Origin of the sequence: Glycomyces arizonensis DSM 44726 (genome assembly GCF_000482705.1) — a bacterium.
Classification (GTDB): Bacteria; Actinomycetota; Actinomycetes; order Mycobacteriales; family Micromonosporaceae; genus Glycomyces; species Glycomyces arizonensis.
Genome location: NZ_AXWO01000024.1, coordinates 60,062 through 73,733 on the forward strand (window position 1 = coordinate 60,062; position 13,672 = coordinate 73,733).

Here is a 13,672-nt window from a genome sequence, read left to right on the forward strand (position 1 = left end):
GCTGCCACCTCATACACTGGTGATCACGGCTGGATCGGACGGAAAGGGCGCGGGTTGACGACGACTACTGGAGACCTCACCGGAGCGCTCGTCGACGGGCGGTACCGGCTCCAGCGGCTGATCGCGAACGGCGGCATGGCCTCGGTGTACGAGGCGCACGACGAGCGGCTCGACCGCACCGTCGCAGTGAAGACGATCACGGCCTCCGGCGTCGCCGGGTTCGACCTCGAGGCGTTCACGCATGAGGCGCGCACGATAGCGCGATTGTCGCACCCGAACGTCGTGGCCGTCTTCGACCAGGGCGTCCACGAAGGACTGCCCTACGTCGTCATGGAGTACGTCGCGGGCACCACGCTGCGCGACCTGCTCAACCGCAGGCGTCGTCTGCGCATCGAGGAGGCCGTCGAGCTGTGCGGCCAGATCCTCGACGGGCTCCAGGCCGCGCACGACGCCGGGCTCGTCCACCGCGACATCAAGCCCGAGAACATCCTGCTCAAGAACGGCGGGCGCGGCGACCGGGTCAAGGTCGTCGACTTCGGCCTCGCCGAGGCCGTCCACGGCGAGGGCAGGAGGGGCGGGCCGCTGCTGGCCACCGCCGCGTACGTCGCGCCCGAGCTGGTGCGGGGGCGGCCCGCGAGCCCGGCCAGCGACGTGTACTCGACCGCGATCCTGCTCTACGAGCTGCTGACCGGCGAGGTGCCGTTCGACGGGCCGGACCCGGGGCAGGTGGCCCAGCGGCACCTCGCCGAGGACGTCCCCTCGCCGCGGCTCATCGCCCAAGACGTGCCCGAAGGCTTGGCGCAGCTGGTGATGCTGGCAGCGAGCCGCGACCCGGCCGCGCGCCCGGTGGACGCCGGGGCGTTCGCGCGGCGGTTGAACGCGGTCGACGCCAGGCCGGTGGCCATGGCCGCCGGGCAGCCGCCGCGCCCGACGCGGGCCGTGCAGACCACGATGGTCGTGCCGCAGGGGCCGAACCGGCGCTCGTGGAAGGCCCTGGTCACGCTCATCGCGATCGTGGCGGTCCTGGCGGCCGTGGCACTGGCGGGGTGGTGGATCGGCGTCGGCCGCTACACCTCGGCGCCGTCCCTGCTGGACCAGGACAAGTCGTCGGTGGTCGCGTTCGCCGAGGAGCACGGCTTCGAGGTCGAGTTCGCCGACAGTGCTTACAGCGAGAGCGTGCCGAAGGACCAGGTGCTCACGCAGGATCCCGGTGTGGGCGAACGCATCCGCTCGGGCGGCACCATCACGGTGGTGCTGTCGCTGGGGCCCGAGCGGTACGAGGTCCCCGAGCTGGCTGGCGTGGACGAGGACGAGGCGCTGGCGGCGCTCGACGAGTTCGGCGCCGAGGTGACCGTGGAACGCGACTACAGCACCGAGTACGGCAAGGGTGAGGTCGTCTCGACCTCGCCGCCCGCGGGCGATGAGGTCAAGCCCGGGGCCGCGATCACGGTGCTCGTCTCTGAGGGACCCCCGCCGCTGACGGTGCCGGACCTGGTCGGGATGGACGAGGACGAGGCCGAGGAGAAGCTGGAGGCCGAGGGCCTCGACGTGGGCGACGTGAGCGAGCGCTACAGCGACACGATCCCCGAGGGCGCGGTCATCGAGCACAGTCCGGCGGCGGGCGACCCGGCCGCGCCCGAGGACGAGGTGGACCTGGTGATCAGCGAGGGCCCCCAGCCGATCGAGGTCCCCGACGTGGTCGGCATGAACGTCGACGACGCCAAGGCCCTGCTCGAAGACCTGGGCTTCAAGGTCAAGACCGGCCAGATCTGGTTCACCGGGACGGTCTTCGACCAGTCGAAGGACCCGGGCGAGGAGATCCCGAAGGGATCGGAGATCTGGCTGTGGGCCCGCTGAGCGGACCCGTCCGCCGCTGAGCCCACGGGGCACGGCGGTGCCCGATCCGCGCCGATCACGGCGCGAGTCCCGCCGGGTTCGGGGCCTCGGAGGCAGACTCGGGAGCGAACTCGCAATCCGGCATATCTTATAGGCTATACCTTATAAGTCGAACTCTTCAACTTACAAAATATATCCTATAAGATATAAGCAACATTGCCCTATCGCGATATAGGCTATAACCTATATCGGTTTTAGGCGGCGGCCTTGAGTTCGGCCATGGTGAACAGGGCTTGCAATTCGATGCCGTTGTCGGCCAGCCTCTTCGGGCCGCCCGATTCGCGGTCGATGACGCATACGGCCTGTTCGACCGTCGCGCCGCGGCGCCGCAGTTCGGCCACCGCGTCCAGCACCGCGCCGCCCGAGGTGACGACGTCCTCCACGATGAACAGGCGCCTGCCCTCGACCTCGCCGCCCTCGGCGAGCCTGCACGTGCCGTAGGTCTTGGCCTCCTTGCGCACGAACAGCGCGGGCACGCCGGTCACCTGCGAGAGCATGACCGCCAGCGGGATCCCGCCCGTCTCCAGCCCCGCCAGCGCGTCGACCCCGTGGGCGGGGACGAGCGGCGCCAGCGCCTCGGCGATGCGCCGCAGCATGACCGGGTCGGACTCGAACAGGTACTTGTCGAAGTACTCGTGCGCGACCACCCCCGAGCGGAGCGTGAACTCGCCGGTCAGGTGGGAACGGCGGAAGATGTCGTGGGCAAGCGAGGTATCCGTGCTCATGGGCTCCACCCTGCCATGTCCCCCACCGCGTCAGCGGGCGACGTGCGCGCCGAGCGGGGCGCGCCTCATTCGAAGAGCCCGTTGAACCAGTCGGTGAACCATTCGAAGGGGCTGAAGTCGAAGTCGAGCCAGTCCCACGTCAGCTGGTTGAGGTAGCTCAAGCCGACCACGAACAGGAACGCTCCGGTCAGCAGGTGGGTGAGTCTGGCAGTGCGCCGCTTGACGCCGAGCATCCGGCCCCAGAACATCCCGCCGAGGACGCGGATGAGGAAGAACAGCCCCACCGCGACGCCCAGGACCAACAGGTAGCCGATGGCCTGGTCCCCCAGGTTGTCCATGCCCTCCTGGACGGTCCACATCAGCCACATGATCAGCGAGAACAGCCCGCCGATGATGCTGAGCTCAAGGCCCTTGGACAGGCTGCCGGGCGGGCCGAGCAGCGGCTGCTGCGGCTCGTCGCGGTCGTGCTCGTCCCGGTCGAGGCGGCGGCGATGGCGGTCCCCGTCGTGCTCCTCGGGCGGGTCGCCCGCCAGCCGCAGGCGCGGGAGCTGCCCGTCGCCGTTGCGGCCCGAGTGTCCGGCCCTGCCGCGCACGTAGTCGCCGCTGCCCTGCTCGGGGACGCGAACGCGACCGGCGATCGGCTTGTCGGCGCCGCGATCGGCGACCGGCCTGTCGGGGGCGCGGCCGTCCGCGAAGTCCATGCCCGACTCCATGACCCTGGTGCCCCCCGCCGCGGCGGAGGGCGACGGCGCGGGGGTCGCCACCGGCATCGTCGGCGCGCTGATCCGGCCGCCGAGGATCCTGGTGGCCGCCGTGGCGCCCGGGCCTTCGCCGTTGGAGCGGCCCCAATCGACGCCGAGGTCGGGCACGTTGGACTGGCCGACGACGGTGGCCAGCTCGGTGATCCAGCGCGAGAGCTCGTCGGTGCGGGGCCGGTTGTCGGGGTTGTCGTCCAGCGGCGCGGTGAGCAGCTCGCGCAGGCGCGGGTTGGATTCGAGGACGGGGTGGCGGCGCAGCCGCGCCCACGGCACCGACTGCGTCTCGCCGGGCGAGTCGGTGCGGGCGCTGGCGCCGGTGACGAGGTAGAACGCGATCGAGCCGAAGCCGTGGACGTCGTAGGCGGGGCCGACGCGGCCCTCGTGGGCCTCTGGGCCGGCGGTCTCGCGCGTGTAGGCGATGGTGGTGAGGTGCGCCGGGGTGTGGTAGCGGGCGCCGGTGAAGTCGATGACCTTGGCCGAGCCGTCCGGGCCGATGATGACGTTCGCGGGCTTGAGGTCCATGTGCAGCACCGGGTGGGCGCCCTGCGGCGGGGAGTGCATGGCGAGCATGACGTTGACCACGGACTGGAGGGTGCGGGAGGCGTCGACGCGGCCGATGCGCTGGGCCAGCAGCTGGCGCAGGTCGTGGCCGGGAAGGTATTCGAGGACCTGGAACGGGACGGGCTCGCCGGTGGCCGGCTGGCTCGGGTGGTGCGGCATGCGCCCGTAGAAGGCGTCGATGCGGCGGCAGATCGACCCGACGTTGCGGCTGTGGAGGTCCATGAGGACCGCGTCGCCCTTGTCCCAGGAGCGGTACTGCCGCTCGCGCTCCTCGCCGGGGTTGAGGCGGAAGACCTTGACGGTCAGGGGCGTGGAGGAGATCCCCGCGGACATGCGCACGGCCTGGTAGACGTCGGCCTGGCCGCCCGAGCCGAGCATGCCCGTCAGCCGGTAGCTCTGCTCTGATCCCGGTAGTGGATCGGCCGGGCCGCAGACGAGGTCAACGGTGGCGTTCGTCATTGGGCGCGGTTCCTTCACGAATGGATTGCTGTCGCCCTAGCGTAACGCCTGGAACCCACCGCGCGCGGACCGTGCGGGAGTGCTGTTCCCATAGTCTCAACGGGCAACCGGCCGGCGTTTCGCCTTGTGTTCAAAGGTAAGGCGGGTTGCGGGACGGCTGCGGCCGCGCGTCGGCGGCGCGGCCGGTTTACCGTTCCGGGACCGTCTTGCGGCGCACTCGTGCCTTTGCGGGGCAGTGTCGCTTTCGCCCGCTCGTTCACAGTGCGCGGAAGGCGGTCATTCACACGCTATATTATATAGCCTATATTTTATAGTCTATATAATCGCTGTGCGTCCGCGGATGCTAGCGGCTGCCGCCCCACGGGGTGTCGCCCTGCGGCGAGGAGGTCGGCGTGATGCCGCCGCCCGAGGGCTGCGCGCCGAAGTTCGGCCCTGAAGGCTGGCCGTAGGAGCTGGCGGGCGGCGCGGGGGCGCGGTCGTTACCGATCGGCTCGAAGGCGCTGCCGGGGCGCGGCGGCTGCGGCTGGGCCGGAGGCTGCTCGACGACGCGGTCATAGGTGCCCGCCATCGGTGCGGGGGCCGCGCCGTTCCCGCGGCCCCGGTTGAGCGACCACAGCGCGGGCGAGAAGGCGATGCTGAGGACGCCGAAGCCCACGACCCAGGTCCCCACGAACGCCTCCTCGTAGTCGGTGCCGCCGAAGTCGAGGTAGGTCATCAAGAAGGTGACGGCCATGAACAGCAGGGCGGCCAGCAGGCAGAGCACCTGGAAGATCTGAAGCAATACGCGAAAACCCTTAGACATGCATTGACGCTACCAACACGTGTCCAATAACTCCATATTGCAATGAATGATTTCGCGGACTGTTCGCTTCGGCATGCGCGAAGGCCCGGGCGGGTCCGCCCGGGCCTTCACTGTCGTCTTCGCCGCTTACGGCAGTTCGGGGAGGACGCGGGTCCGCTCGTATTCGGCGAGCTGGTCGATGCGGCGCTGGTGGCGCTCGGCGCCCGAGAACGACTCGTCGACGAACGCGTCGACGAGGCTCGTCGCCTCCTCCAGGCTGTGCATCCGGCCGCCGATGGCGATCACGTTCGCGTCGTTGTGCTGGCGGCCGAGCTTGGCCGTCTCGACGCTCCAGGCCAGCACGGCGCGGGCGCCTTCGACCTTGTTGGCCGCGATCTGCTCGCCGTTGCCCGAGCCGCCGACGACGACGCCGAGGCTGCCGGGGTCGGCCACGACCTTGGCGGCGGCGTTGAGGCAGTACGGCGGGTAGTCGTCCTCGGCGTCGTACACGAACGGCCCCACGTCGACGACGTCGAAGCCGCGGCCGCTCAGATGCTTCACCAGGTGGTCTTTGAGCTCAAGACCGGCGTGGTCGGAACCGAGATAGATGCGCACGGGTACCTACCCTATCGTTTCGGGAGCTCGGCGATGGTGAGCCCCGCGCGGGCCTTGGGCACGAACCAGGTCGACTTGCGGGGCATCTTGAGCCGCTGGAGGTTCACGTCGATGAAGTCCTCGACCGTGACCGGCGCGATGAGGATCGCCAGATCGGCCTTGCCCGCGTCGACCTGCTCGGCCAGCCACGAGGCCGGGTAGTCGCCGCCGACGTAGGTGATGCGCTTGTCGCCCGCCTCCCAGCCGAGCAGGCCGCCGAAGACCTCCTGCTCGACGCGGGTGTGGTCGAGCCGGTCCACGACGCTGCCCTCCGTGCCGCCGAAGGCGATCTCCCAGGTGCGGCCCTGGCCGTAGACGACGACGGTGCCGCCCTCGGCGGGCGTCTCGGGCGGGCCGTCGACCTCGGTGACGTCCGCGCCGATCTGGCCGATCTGCTCGACCAGCTGCGAGGCCGAGCCGGGCAGGCCCGCCACGAGGCGGTGGTAGGGGCGGATGGTGACCGACTGCGGGGTGGTGACGACCGCGAGGAAGCGGTCGAGCCCGCCGACCTGCGCGGCCAGCGAGCGGTGGTTGCCGTCGGCGACGATGAGGTCGCCGTCCCCGGCCAGTTCGGCCAGGGCGAGACCGGCGTCGCCGCCGATCGCCCAGATCTCGTGGGTCCGCCCCGCCTCGTCGACGTCGGAGGCGACCGGTTCGCCCGCCTCCGCGACGGCCTCGGCCACGGCGGCGTGGAGCTCGTCGCCGCGGCTGGACTGGAGCAGCAGGACGGGGCTGAGGAGGTGCCGCAGCCGCTGGTTGAGCTCGTTGCGCTGCCTGACCTTCTCGACGAAGACGTCCTCGTTGCGGATGACCTTGCCCGGCTCGTCGGCCGCCGAGGAGATCTCGGCGGTGTCGACCATGCAGAACACCCCGTATGCCGTTGGTGCAGCGTTTGCACCGGTTCGGGCGGTGGTGGGCGACGGGTGGGCTTCCTCTCCTCCGCTGATGCGGTAGGCCACGGCGACGTCGCCGAAGGAGGCGAATCGCCCGGCCTCCTTCAGGGCGGCGAGCCGCTCGGCCGCGGCCGGGAGGGCCTGCTCGAAGGTCAGCCCCGCGGCCACCGCCTCGGGCGCGTGGGCGGGCATCTCGACGCCCAGGACGCTCGCGGGATTCGCCTCGATGATTCGGGTGATCTCGGTCTCGTCGGGGAACTCGTCGTAGTTCTTCGCGCCGGTCTCTCCGGTGGAGAGCCAGGCTTGCTCTATCGGGTGTGCTGCACTCACGCCGACAGCGTAATAGAGCAGGACGTCCAGGCCGCAGCCGCAGAGCGGACTCCCGAGATGTGACACACTTCTTTCAGATCCGATCCTGAAGACTGGAGGCATTGTGGCGGCAACGCACATTCTCACGCGAGACGAGGCCCGGCGCCGCGCCGAGCTGCTGAGCGTCGACTCCTACACCGTGGAGCTCGACCTGACGGGGCACACCGAAGGCGACACCTTCTCCTCCCGTACGTCGGTGGCGTTCTCCTGCACCGAACCCGGTGCCGAGACGTTCATCGAGATCGCCGCCGAGCGCATCGAGGACGCGTACCTCAACGGCGAGCCGGTCGACATCTCGGTCTTCGACCCCAAGGCCGGACTCAAGGTCGCGAACCTCGCCGCCGAGAACACGCTCGTCGTCAACGCCGTCTGCGCCTACTCGACCGACGGCCAGGGCCTGCACCGCATGACCGACCCGGTCGACAAGGAGACCTACCTCTACTCGCAGTTCGAGGTGGCCGACGCCCAGCGCGTCTACGCCTGCTTCGACCAGCCCGACCTCAAGGCGAGCTTCACCTTCCAGGTCCGCACCCCGGAGCACTGGAAGGTCATCTCGAACATGCCGCCGGTCAGTGAGACCGTCGTCGAGGCGCTCGGGATGAAGGTGACGCTGTTCGAGACCTCGCCGCGGATGAGCCCGTACGTCACCGCGATCTGCGCCGGTCCCTACGTCGGCGTGCACGAGACGCACGACGGCATCGACCTGGGCGTCTACTGCCGCCAGTCCATGAAGGACCACCTTGACCCCGAAGGCGTCTTCGAGGTCACCCGCCAGGGCTTCGACCACTTCCACTCCAAGTTCGGCGTGCGCTACCCGCTGCCGAAGTACGACCAGGTCTTCGCCCCGGAGTACAACTTCGGCGCGATGGAGAACTTCGGCTGCATCACCATCGCCGAGGCCTCGTTCCTGTTCCGCAGCCAGGTCACCGACTTCGAGCTGGAGCAGCGCGCCAACGTGATCCTCCACGAGATGGCGCACATGTGGTTCGGCGACCTGGTGACCATGCGCTGGTGGGACGACCTGTGGCTCAACGAGTCCTTCGCGGAGTGGGCCAGCCACTGGGCCAACGTCGAGGCCACCCGCTTCGACGGCGCGTGGACGACGTTCCTGTCGGCCCGCAAGAACTGGGGCTACGGCCAGGACCAGCAGCCGACCACGCACCCGGTGTACACCGAGATGCCCGACACCGAGTCGGTGCAGGCCAACTTCGACGGCATCACCTACGCCAAGGGCGCCTCGATCCTCAAGCAGCTGGTGGCCTACGTCGGCATCGACCCGTTCCTGGAGGGCCTGCGCTCCTACTTCCAGAAGCACGCCTTCGGCAACGCGGTCTTCTCCGACCTGCTCACCGAGCTGGAGGCGGCCTGCGGCAAGCCGCTCAAGGACTTCGCCGACACGTGGCTGCGCACCGCGGGCGTCTCGACGCTGCGCCCGGAGATCGAAGTCGACGCCGAAGGGAACTACGCGCGCGTCGCGGTGCTCCAGGAGGTCCCCGCCGAGCGCCCGACGACCCGCACGCACCGGATCGCCGTCGGCCTGTACGACCTGAAGGACGGCAGCCTCGTGCGGCGCGAGCGCGTCGAGGCCGACGTGACCGGCGGTTCCACCGCGATCGCCGAGCTGGCCGGGGTCAAGCAGCCCGACCTGCTGCTGCTCAACGACGACGACCTCACCTACGCGAAGCTGCGCCTCGACGAGCGCTCGCTGGCGACGGCCATCGAGCACACCTCGGCGCTGGACGACTCGCTGCCGCGTGCGTTGATCTGGTCGGCGGCCTGGGACATGCTCCGCGACGCCGAGCTGCCCGCCCGCCGCTTCGTGGCGCTCGGCGCGGCCAGCCTGACGACGGAGACCGACATCAACATCGTCACCGTCGCCCAGCGGCAGGTCGCCGCGTCGCTGGCCTACGCCGACCCCGAGGCCCGTGCCGGGCTGCGCGAGCAGTGGGCGCAGGCCGCGAAGGCGGCGATGGAGGCCGCCGAGGCCGGCAGCGACATGCAGCGCTCGTGGGCCAAGGCGTACGCCTCGGCGTCGCGCTCGGAGGCCGATCTGGCGCGCGTCGCGGGCTGGCTCGAAGGCGAGGCGGTGCCAGGCGGCCTGGCCGTCGACGCGGACCTGCGCTGGGCCCTGCTGACCGGCCTGGTCGCCACCGGCGCGGTCGGTGAAGACGCGATCGACCGCGAGCTCGAGCGCGACGACACCGCCGACGGCAAGCGCCTGTCGTTCATCGCCCGCGCGGCGGTGCCGACCGCCGAGGCGAAGGAGCGCGCCTGGGAGCGGATCGTCGACCCGGGCACCGAGAACTACATCCGCCGCTCCTCGATGCTGGGCTTCTCCCCGCTCGACCAGGCCGACCTGCTGCGCCCCTACCTCGGGCGCTACCTGGAGGCGGTGCCGGAGCTGTGGGAGAAGCTGGGCGCCCAGCAGGCCGTGGAGTTCTCGCGGATGGCCTTCCCCTCGCCGCTGATCGAGCCCGCCACCGTCGAAGCCCTCGACGCGTGGCTCGACGCCGACCGCCCCGCACCGGTCGAGCGCGGCGTGGCCGAGGCCCGCGCCGACGTGTCCCGCGCGCTCGCGGGCCGGGCCTGCGACAGGGCCAACGCTTAACCGCGCAGGCAAGCGACTCGGGGCTTCGGGATCACCGTCCCGGAGCCCCGAGCGCTGTTCGGGCCATTGGTAAGCTCTGGCCAACTCGCCCCCACGCCCCGTTTCCGAAGGAGAGAGCAGCCTTGTCCGCGCTTCTGCCGGTCGCCGTCCTCAGCGCCACACTGGTCGCGTTGTTCGGGATCGTCCTGCCCCTGCTGCTGCTCGGTCCCGTCATGGCCTCGCGCGCCCGCCCGCAGCCGCAGCAGCTGCTGTTCGCCGTCGTGCTGCTCATACCGACGATCGCGATCGGATCGGTGTTCCTGGCGTGGTGGGCGGTCTCGTGGCTGGAGAGCGCCGACGCGCCTTCGCCGGTGCTGATCGGGGTCGCACTGGTGGTGGCGGCCACGGTGGGGCTGCTGGTGCCGCTGCGGGTGCCCACCGGCACGGGCGGCCCGTTCTGGCTCAAGCCGCTGCTCGGCCTCAGCGCCGGGATCCTGGTGCCGGTCGCGATCATGGAGAGCATCACGCTCGGCCTGCACGAGGTCGCCGCCGCCGCGATCGGCGTGATCGTCCTGGCCGTGCTCGTCATCGTGTTCCGGGTGATCGCCAAGCCGCTGGCCGCGAGGCGCCAGGCCAAGCGGCTGCGCGCCTCGGTCGAGCGGTTCGGGGGCCAGCTGGTCGACGTCGCCGACGAGGCGTGGCACCTGGTCGACGCCAGGGGCGACGCGAACCGGATCCTGCTGCGCTACAACGGCGTGGAGGACGGCAAGAAGCTCGGTGCCGCGCTGCTGCTCAAGCGGGACATGGAGTGGGTGCCGGTCGCCAAGGAGAACGAGTCGGCGGTCTTCGAGCTGGCGCGGAGCCTGAACGGCCACCCGACCGAGGCGGTCCTGGAGCAGCGCCAGCTGGGTACGCCCGCGACGCTGACGCTCAGGATTCCGGGCACGACCGTCCTGTCCATCAGAGAGGGCGTCGCCGATTCGCTGTCGTGGGTCGAGTTCATCGGCAAGCTGGAGCTGACCGACGCCGACAAGCTGCTGGAGCGGCAGCTGCAGGACGAGCACTGAGCAGACGGCGACGGCGCCGACCGAGATCACCTCTCGGTCGGCGCCCTCGTCGTTCAGTCAGGCGCTCGCGGCCGTCTCGGCCAGCATCCGCAGGCCGGTGATGATGCCGCCGGACAGCTGCCCGGCGCCGAACGCGGCCTCCATGGAGAACACCACCAGGGCCGCCGAGCGGTCCGGGATCTTCTCCTTGGCGAGCTTGCCGGTCACGATCTGGAGCTGGCGCTGCTCGGGCGAGACCGCGATGAGGACCGACATATCGGGGTCCCTCAGGCGCTCGTGCATGGACTCGGCGGCGCCGCGCACCGGGTCGTGCAGCGGGCCGACGTAGACGCTGTAGTGCAGGCCGCCGCCTTCGCGCTCGGCCGCCGTCAGGGCCTCGTCGAGGTGCAGCAGCTCCCTCGTGTCGAACGGGCCTTCGAGGACGGCGGGGCGCACCTCCTCCGGGCTCTGGTCGGTCCGGGGCTGGTGCGCCGCGATGCTACCACTGGCCATGCGAGCCTCCCTTGGGTCCGCTGGTGATCGGCTCGCCGCTGTCGTCCGACGCGGCGGAGCGGGATTCGAGCTGGGCCGCCGCTCCCGGACGCACGTCCGAGTCGACCGCGCCATCGCGGGCGACGAACCAGACCGGCTTGAAGTCGTACGGCTCGCCGGGGCGGTAGCGGGACTGCGGGCGCGGGTGCCGCAGGAAGATCACGGCGTATACCGCGACCACAACCAGGATCGGGGCGCCGAAGAGTATCAGCAGCTCCTGGAAGACCGTCATGTTGCTCCCCTAAGTCAGGTACAGGGTGACCTCGGCCCTCAGACTAATCCAATTACGCCTCTCAGATCGCCGCAGGTGGTGACGAGGTGCGACCGATCGCACCCGGCCGTGATCCGGGCGGGCGCGGGAAGGGGACGGCGCTAAGGCCGGTTCGAGAACTCCGGGCACGGGGTGGTATCCGGGAGCCCGCCAACGCGGCGAGCGGGTGAACGGGCCGTACACCGTCCGGTCCGCCGAACACCGCCGTAGGCCACCGACGGCGCTGTCGGCGGCCTGCGGCCGTTCCTAGCGTCTGCGCGCGAGTTCGTGGTGGCGGCGGGGCAGCCACGCCTCCCACGCCGGGTCCGGGCGGCGCTGCCCGCGGAACCCGCGCAGCTGCCAGCCCGAGGGCTGCCTCGGGGCGCGCGGGAGCCTCCAGCCGAGCTCGGCCAGCGTGCGGTCGCTCTTGCGGTGGTTGCAGGGGGCGCAGGCGGCGACGACGTTGTCCCACGTGTGGGTGCCGCCCTTCGAGCGGGGGACGACGTGGTCGATCGTCTCGGCCGCCGAACCGCAGTACACGCAGCGCCAGTCGTCGCGGACGAACACGCCGCGCCGGGAGGGGCTGGTGCCGACCTGTCTGGGGATGGCGACGTACCTGTTCAGGCGGACGACGGCGGGGATCGGGATGTTCATCGTCTCGCTGTGGAGAAAACCGTCGCCAGGCGTGACGGTCTCGGCTTTGCGTGTGAGCAGCAACACCGCCGCTCGCTTCACCGGGACCACGCACAGCGGCTCATAGCTCTGGTTGAGGACGAGGGCGGAGCCCAGCGTGGCGGCATTGTGGGAGAAGAGGGCCGGATGAGCACCTGGGGCAGGCTCATCGCCGTCAAGCGCACTCCTATGTCGAGGACCTATCACGGTGCTGTACCTCCAAGCCATCGGTCTCGTCAAGTTTGACGTAAATCTCAAGAAATTGCACCCCGGTTCTGTGGGATCTTTGGCGACGGGCGAATATCGTCTGGTCGAACACCCGCCGACTGATTCGAACGGGGCGGCGGGACTCCAACGAAACGCCGGGCGACAGAGGCGCAGAAGGAAGAACGTGGAACTGCTTGCCGCTACCGAGGAATCCCCCTGCGAGACGGGGTTCAACGCCTGCTCACTGCTGTGGCGCATGACCGAGAGCAAGGGCTTCGCCACCGACGGCGGCGCGGTCATCGACACGGTCTTCGAGATCCTGATCATCGTCGTCGCGGCGCTCTTGCTGCGCTGGCTGATCAACCGCTTCATCGCCAGGATCATCAAGCAGGTCACCAGCGTCAAGCGGCCGCAGTCGATCGCCGAGCTGAACAGCCTGCTCAGCTCCTCCAAGAGCCGCCGCGAGGAGATCGTCGGCGACCGGACCCAGCAGCGGGCCGCGACCCTCACCAGCGTGCTCCAGCACATCAACGGCATCGTCATCATGAGCGTGGCGTTCATGATGATCCTGAGCGTCTTCAACGTGAACCTGGCGCCGATCCTCGCCAGCGCGGGCATCGCGGGCATCGCGATCGGCTTCGGCGCGCAGAACCTGGTGCAGGACTACCTGGCGGGCATCTTCATCCTCCTTGAGGACCAGTACGGCGTCGGCGACATCGTCGACGTGGGCGACGCCTCGGGGACCGTCGAGGACATGGGCTTGCGGGTCACCACGATCAGGGCCCTGGACGGGACACTGTGGTACGTGCGCAACGGGCAGATCCTGCGGGTCGGCAACTCGAGCCAGAGCTGGGCGTACGTCGTGGTGGACACGCCGCTGCCGCCGACGGTCGACGTCGACGAGGCCGGTCGCATCATGACCGAGGTCGCCGCCGCGTTCGCCCAGGACGAGGAGTGGCGCGATCACGTGATCGAGGAGCCGGAGTACGTCGGGGTCGTCGAGATGACCATCGACCAGACCAAGTTCAGGCTCGGCGTGAAGACCACGAGCGACCAGCAGTGGGCCGCGGGCCGCGAGCTGCGCAGGCGGATCAGCGAGGCGTTCAAGGACGCCGGGATCTCGATGACCGGCGGTCGCGTGTACGTCCCGCGGAGCAGTGGCGGGGCCGCCGCCCAGTAGCGTCCGAAGTGATTTTCGGCGCACTCGGTGTGACGCGTATCGGATAGTGTTCCCTTGCGGTCCTGCGGTTGGCACGATGGAT

General features: G+C 69.9%; 12 protein-coding genes. 4 read left to right on the forward strand and 8 right to left on the reverse strand.

Annotation, left to right across the window (positions count from 1 at the left end):
- The first annotated feature begins 54 nt into the window (after positions 1–54).
- Complete coding sequence (locus tag H613_RS0115605) at positions 55–1,857, forward strand: Stk1 family PASTA domain-containing Ser/Thr kinase (protein WP_026924532.1); 1,803 nt, start codon at positions 55–57, stop codon at positions 1,855–1,857.
- 233 nt (positions 1,858–2,090) lie between these two features.
- Here H613_RS0115605 and pyrE read toward each other — a convergent pair whose 3' ends face one another.
- The 5 genes from pyrE to H613_RS0115630 form a co-directional block, all read right to left on the reverse strand.
- Positions 2,091–2,621, reverse strand: a complete 531-nt coding sequence (gene pyrE, locus H613_RS0115610) for an orotate phosphoribosyltransferase (protein WP_026924533.1) — start codon at positions 2,619–2,621, stop codon at positions 2,091–2,093.
- A 65-nt stretch (positions 2,622–2,686) separates the two neighbouring features.
- Positions 2,687–4,399 (reverse strand): serine/threonine protein kinase, encoded by a 1,713-nt coding sequence (locus H613_RS0115615; protein ID WP_026924534.1) that lies wholly within the window; start codon positions 4,397–4,399, stop codon positions 2,687–2,689.
- 343 nt (positions 4,400–4,742) lie between these two features.
- The gene (locus H613_RS0115620) at positions 4,743–5,201 is read right to left on the reverse strand and encodes a hypothetical protein (protein WP_156926064.1); all 459 of its coding nucleotides are present in this window, start codon (positions 5,199–5,201) and stop codon (positions 4,743–4,745) included.
- Between the two features lie 126 nt (positions 5,202–5,327).
- Complete coding sequence (locus tag H613_RS0115625) at positions 5,328–5,795, reverse strand: ribose-5-phosphate isomerase (protein WP_026924536.1); 468 nt, start codon at positions 5,793–5,795, stop codon at positions 5,328–5,330.
- Between the two features lie 11 nt (positions 5,796–5,806).
- Positions 5,807–7,057 carry a DUF1015 family protein gene (locus H613_RS0115630; RefSeq protein WP_026924537.1) on the reverse strand — a complete coding sequence of 417 codons (1,251 nt, stop codon included), beginning with the start codon at positions 7,055–7,057 and terminating at the stop codon, positions 5,807–5,809.
- 103 nt (positions 7,058–7,160) lie between these two features.
- On the opposite strand from H613_RS0115630, the gene pepN reads away from it, so the two are divergent.
- On the forward strand, positions 7,161–9,704 hold the full coding sequence (pepN, locus tag H613_RS0115635) for an aminopeptidase N (RefSeq protein ID WP_026924538.1): 2,544 nt from the start codon (positions 7,161–7,163) through the stop codon (positions 9,702–9,704).
- Positions 9,705–9,826: 122 nt separating this feature from the next.
- The gene (locus H613_RS0115640) at positions 9,827–10,750 is read left to right on the forward strand and encodes a hypothetical protein (RefSeq protein WP_026924539.1); all 924 of its coding nucleotides are present in this window, start codon (positions 9,827–9,829) and stop codon (positions 10,748–10,750) included.
- A gap of 57 nt (positions 10,751–10,807) precedes the next feature.
- Here H613_RS0115640 and H613_RS0115645 read toward each other — a convergent pair whose 3' ends face one another.
- From H613_RS0115645 to H613_RS32170, 3 genes are all read right to left on the reverse strand, one after another.
- Positions 10,808–11,242, reverse strand: coding sequence for a DUF5130 family protein (locus H613_RS0115645; protein ID WP_026924540.1), 435 nt, complete (start codon positions 11,240–11,242; stop codon positions 10,808–10,810).
- Complete coding sequence (gene ctaJ, locus H613_RS26955; protein WP_035738272.1) at positions 11,229–11,513, reverse strand: aa3-type cytochrome oxidase subunit CtaJ; 285 nt, start codon at positions 11,511–11,513, stop codon at positions 11,229–11,231. Before ctaJ ends, H613_RS0115645 begins: the two co-directional genes overlap by 14 nt.
- Positions 11,514–11,798: 285 nt before the next feature.
- A complete protein-coding gene (locus H613_RS32170) occupies positions 11,799–12,320 on the reverse strand; it encodes an HNH endonuclease (RefSeq protein WP_026924541.1) in 522 nt (173 codons plus the stop codon).
- 274 nt (positions 12,321–12,594) lie between these two features.
- Between H613_RS32170 and H613_RS26960 the strand changes: the two genes are divergently transcribed.
- A complete protein-coding gene (locus tag H613_RS26960; protein WP_051393405.1) occupies positions 12,595–13,590 on the forward strand; it encodes a mechanosensitive ion channel family protein in 996 nt (331 codons plus the stop codon).
- Positions 13,591–13,672 lie beyond the last annotated feature (82 nt).

What these genes read in the sequence shown, in the direction of transcription:
- pyrE (WP_026924533.1), bottom strand. Translation starts at nt 2,621, where the DNA reads ATGAGCACGGATACCTCGCTTGCCCACGACATCTTCCGCCGTTCCCAC.
- H613_RS0115615 (WP_026924534.1), bottom strand. Translation starts at nt 4,399, where the DNA reads ATGACGAACGCCACCGTTGACCTCGTCTGCGGCCCGGCCGATCCACTA.
- H613_RS0115620 (WP_156926064.1), bottom strand. Translation starts at nt 5,201, where the DNA reads ATGTCTAAGGGTTTTCGCGTATTGCTTCAGATCTTCCAGGTGCTCTGC.
- H613_RS0115645 (WP_026924540.1), bottom strand. Translation starts at nt 11,242, where the DNA reads ATGGCCAGTGGTAGCATCGCGGCGCACCAGCCCCGGACCGACCAGAGC.
- ctaJ (WP_035738272.1), bottom strand. Translation starts at nt 11,513, where the DNA reads ATGACGGTCTTCCAGGAGCTGCTGATACTCTTCGGCGCCCCGATCCTG.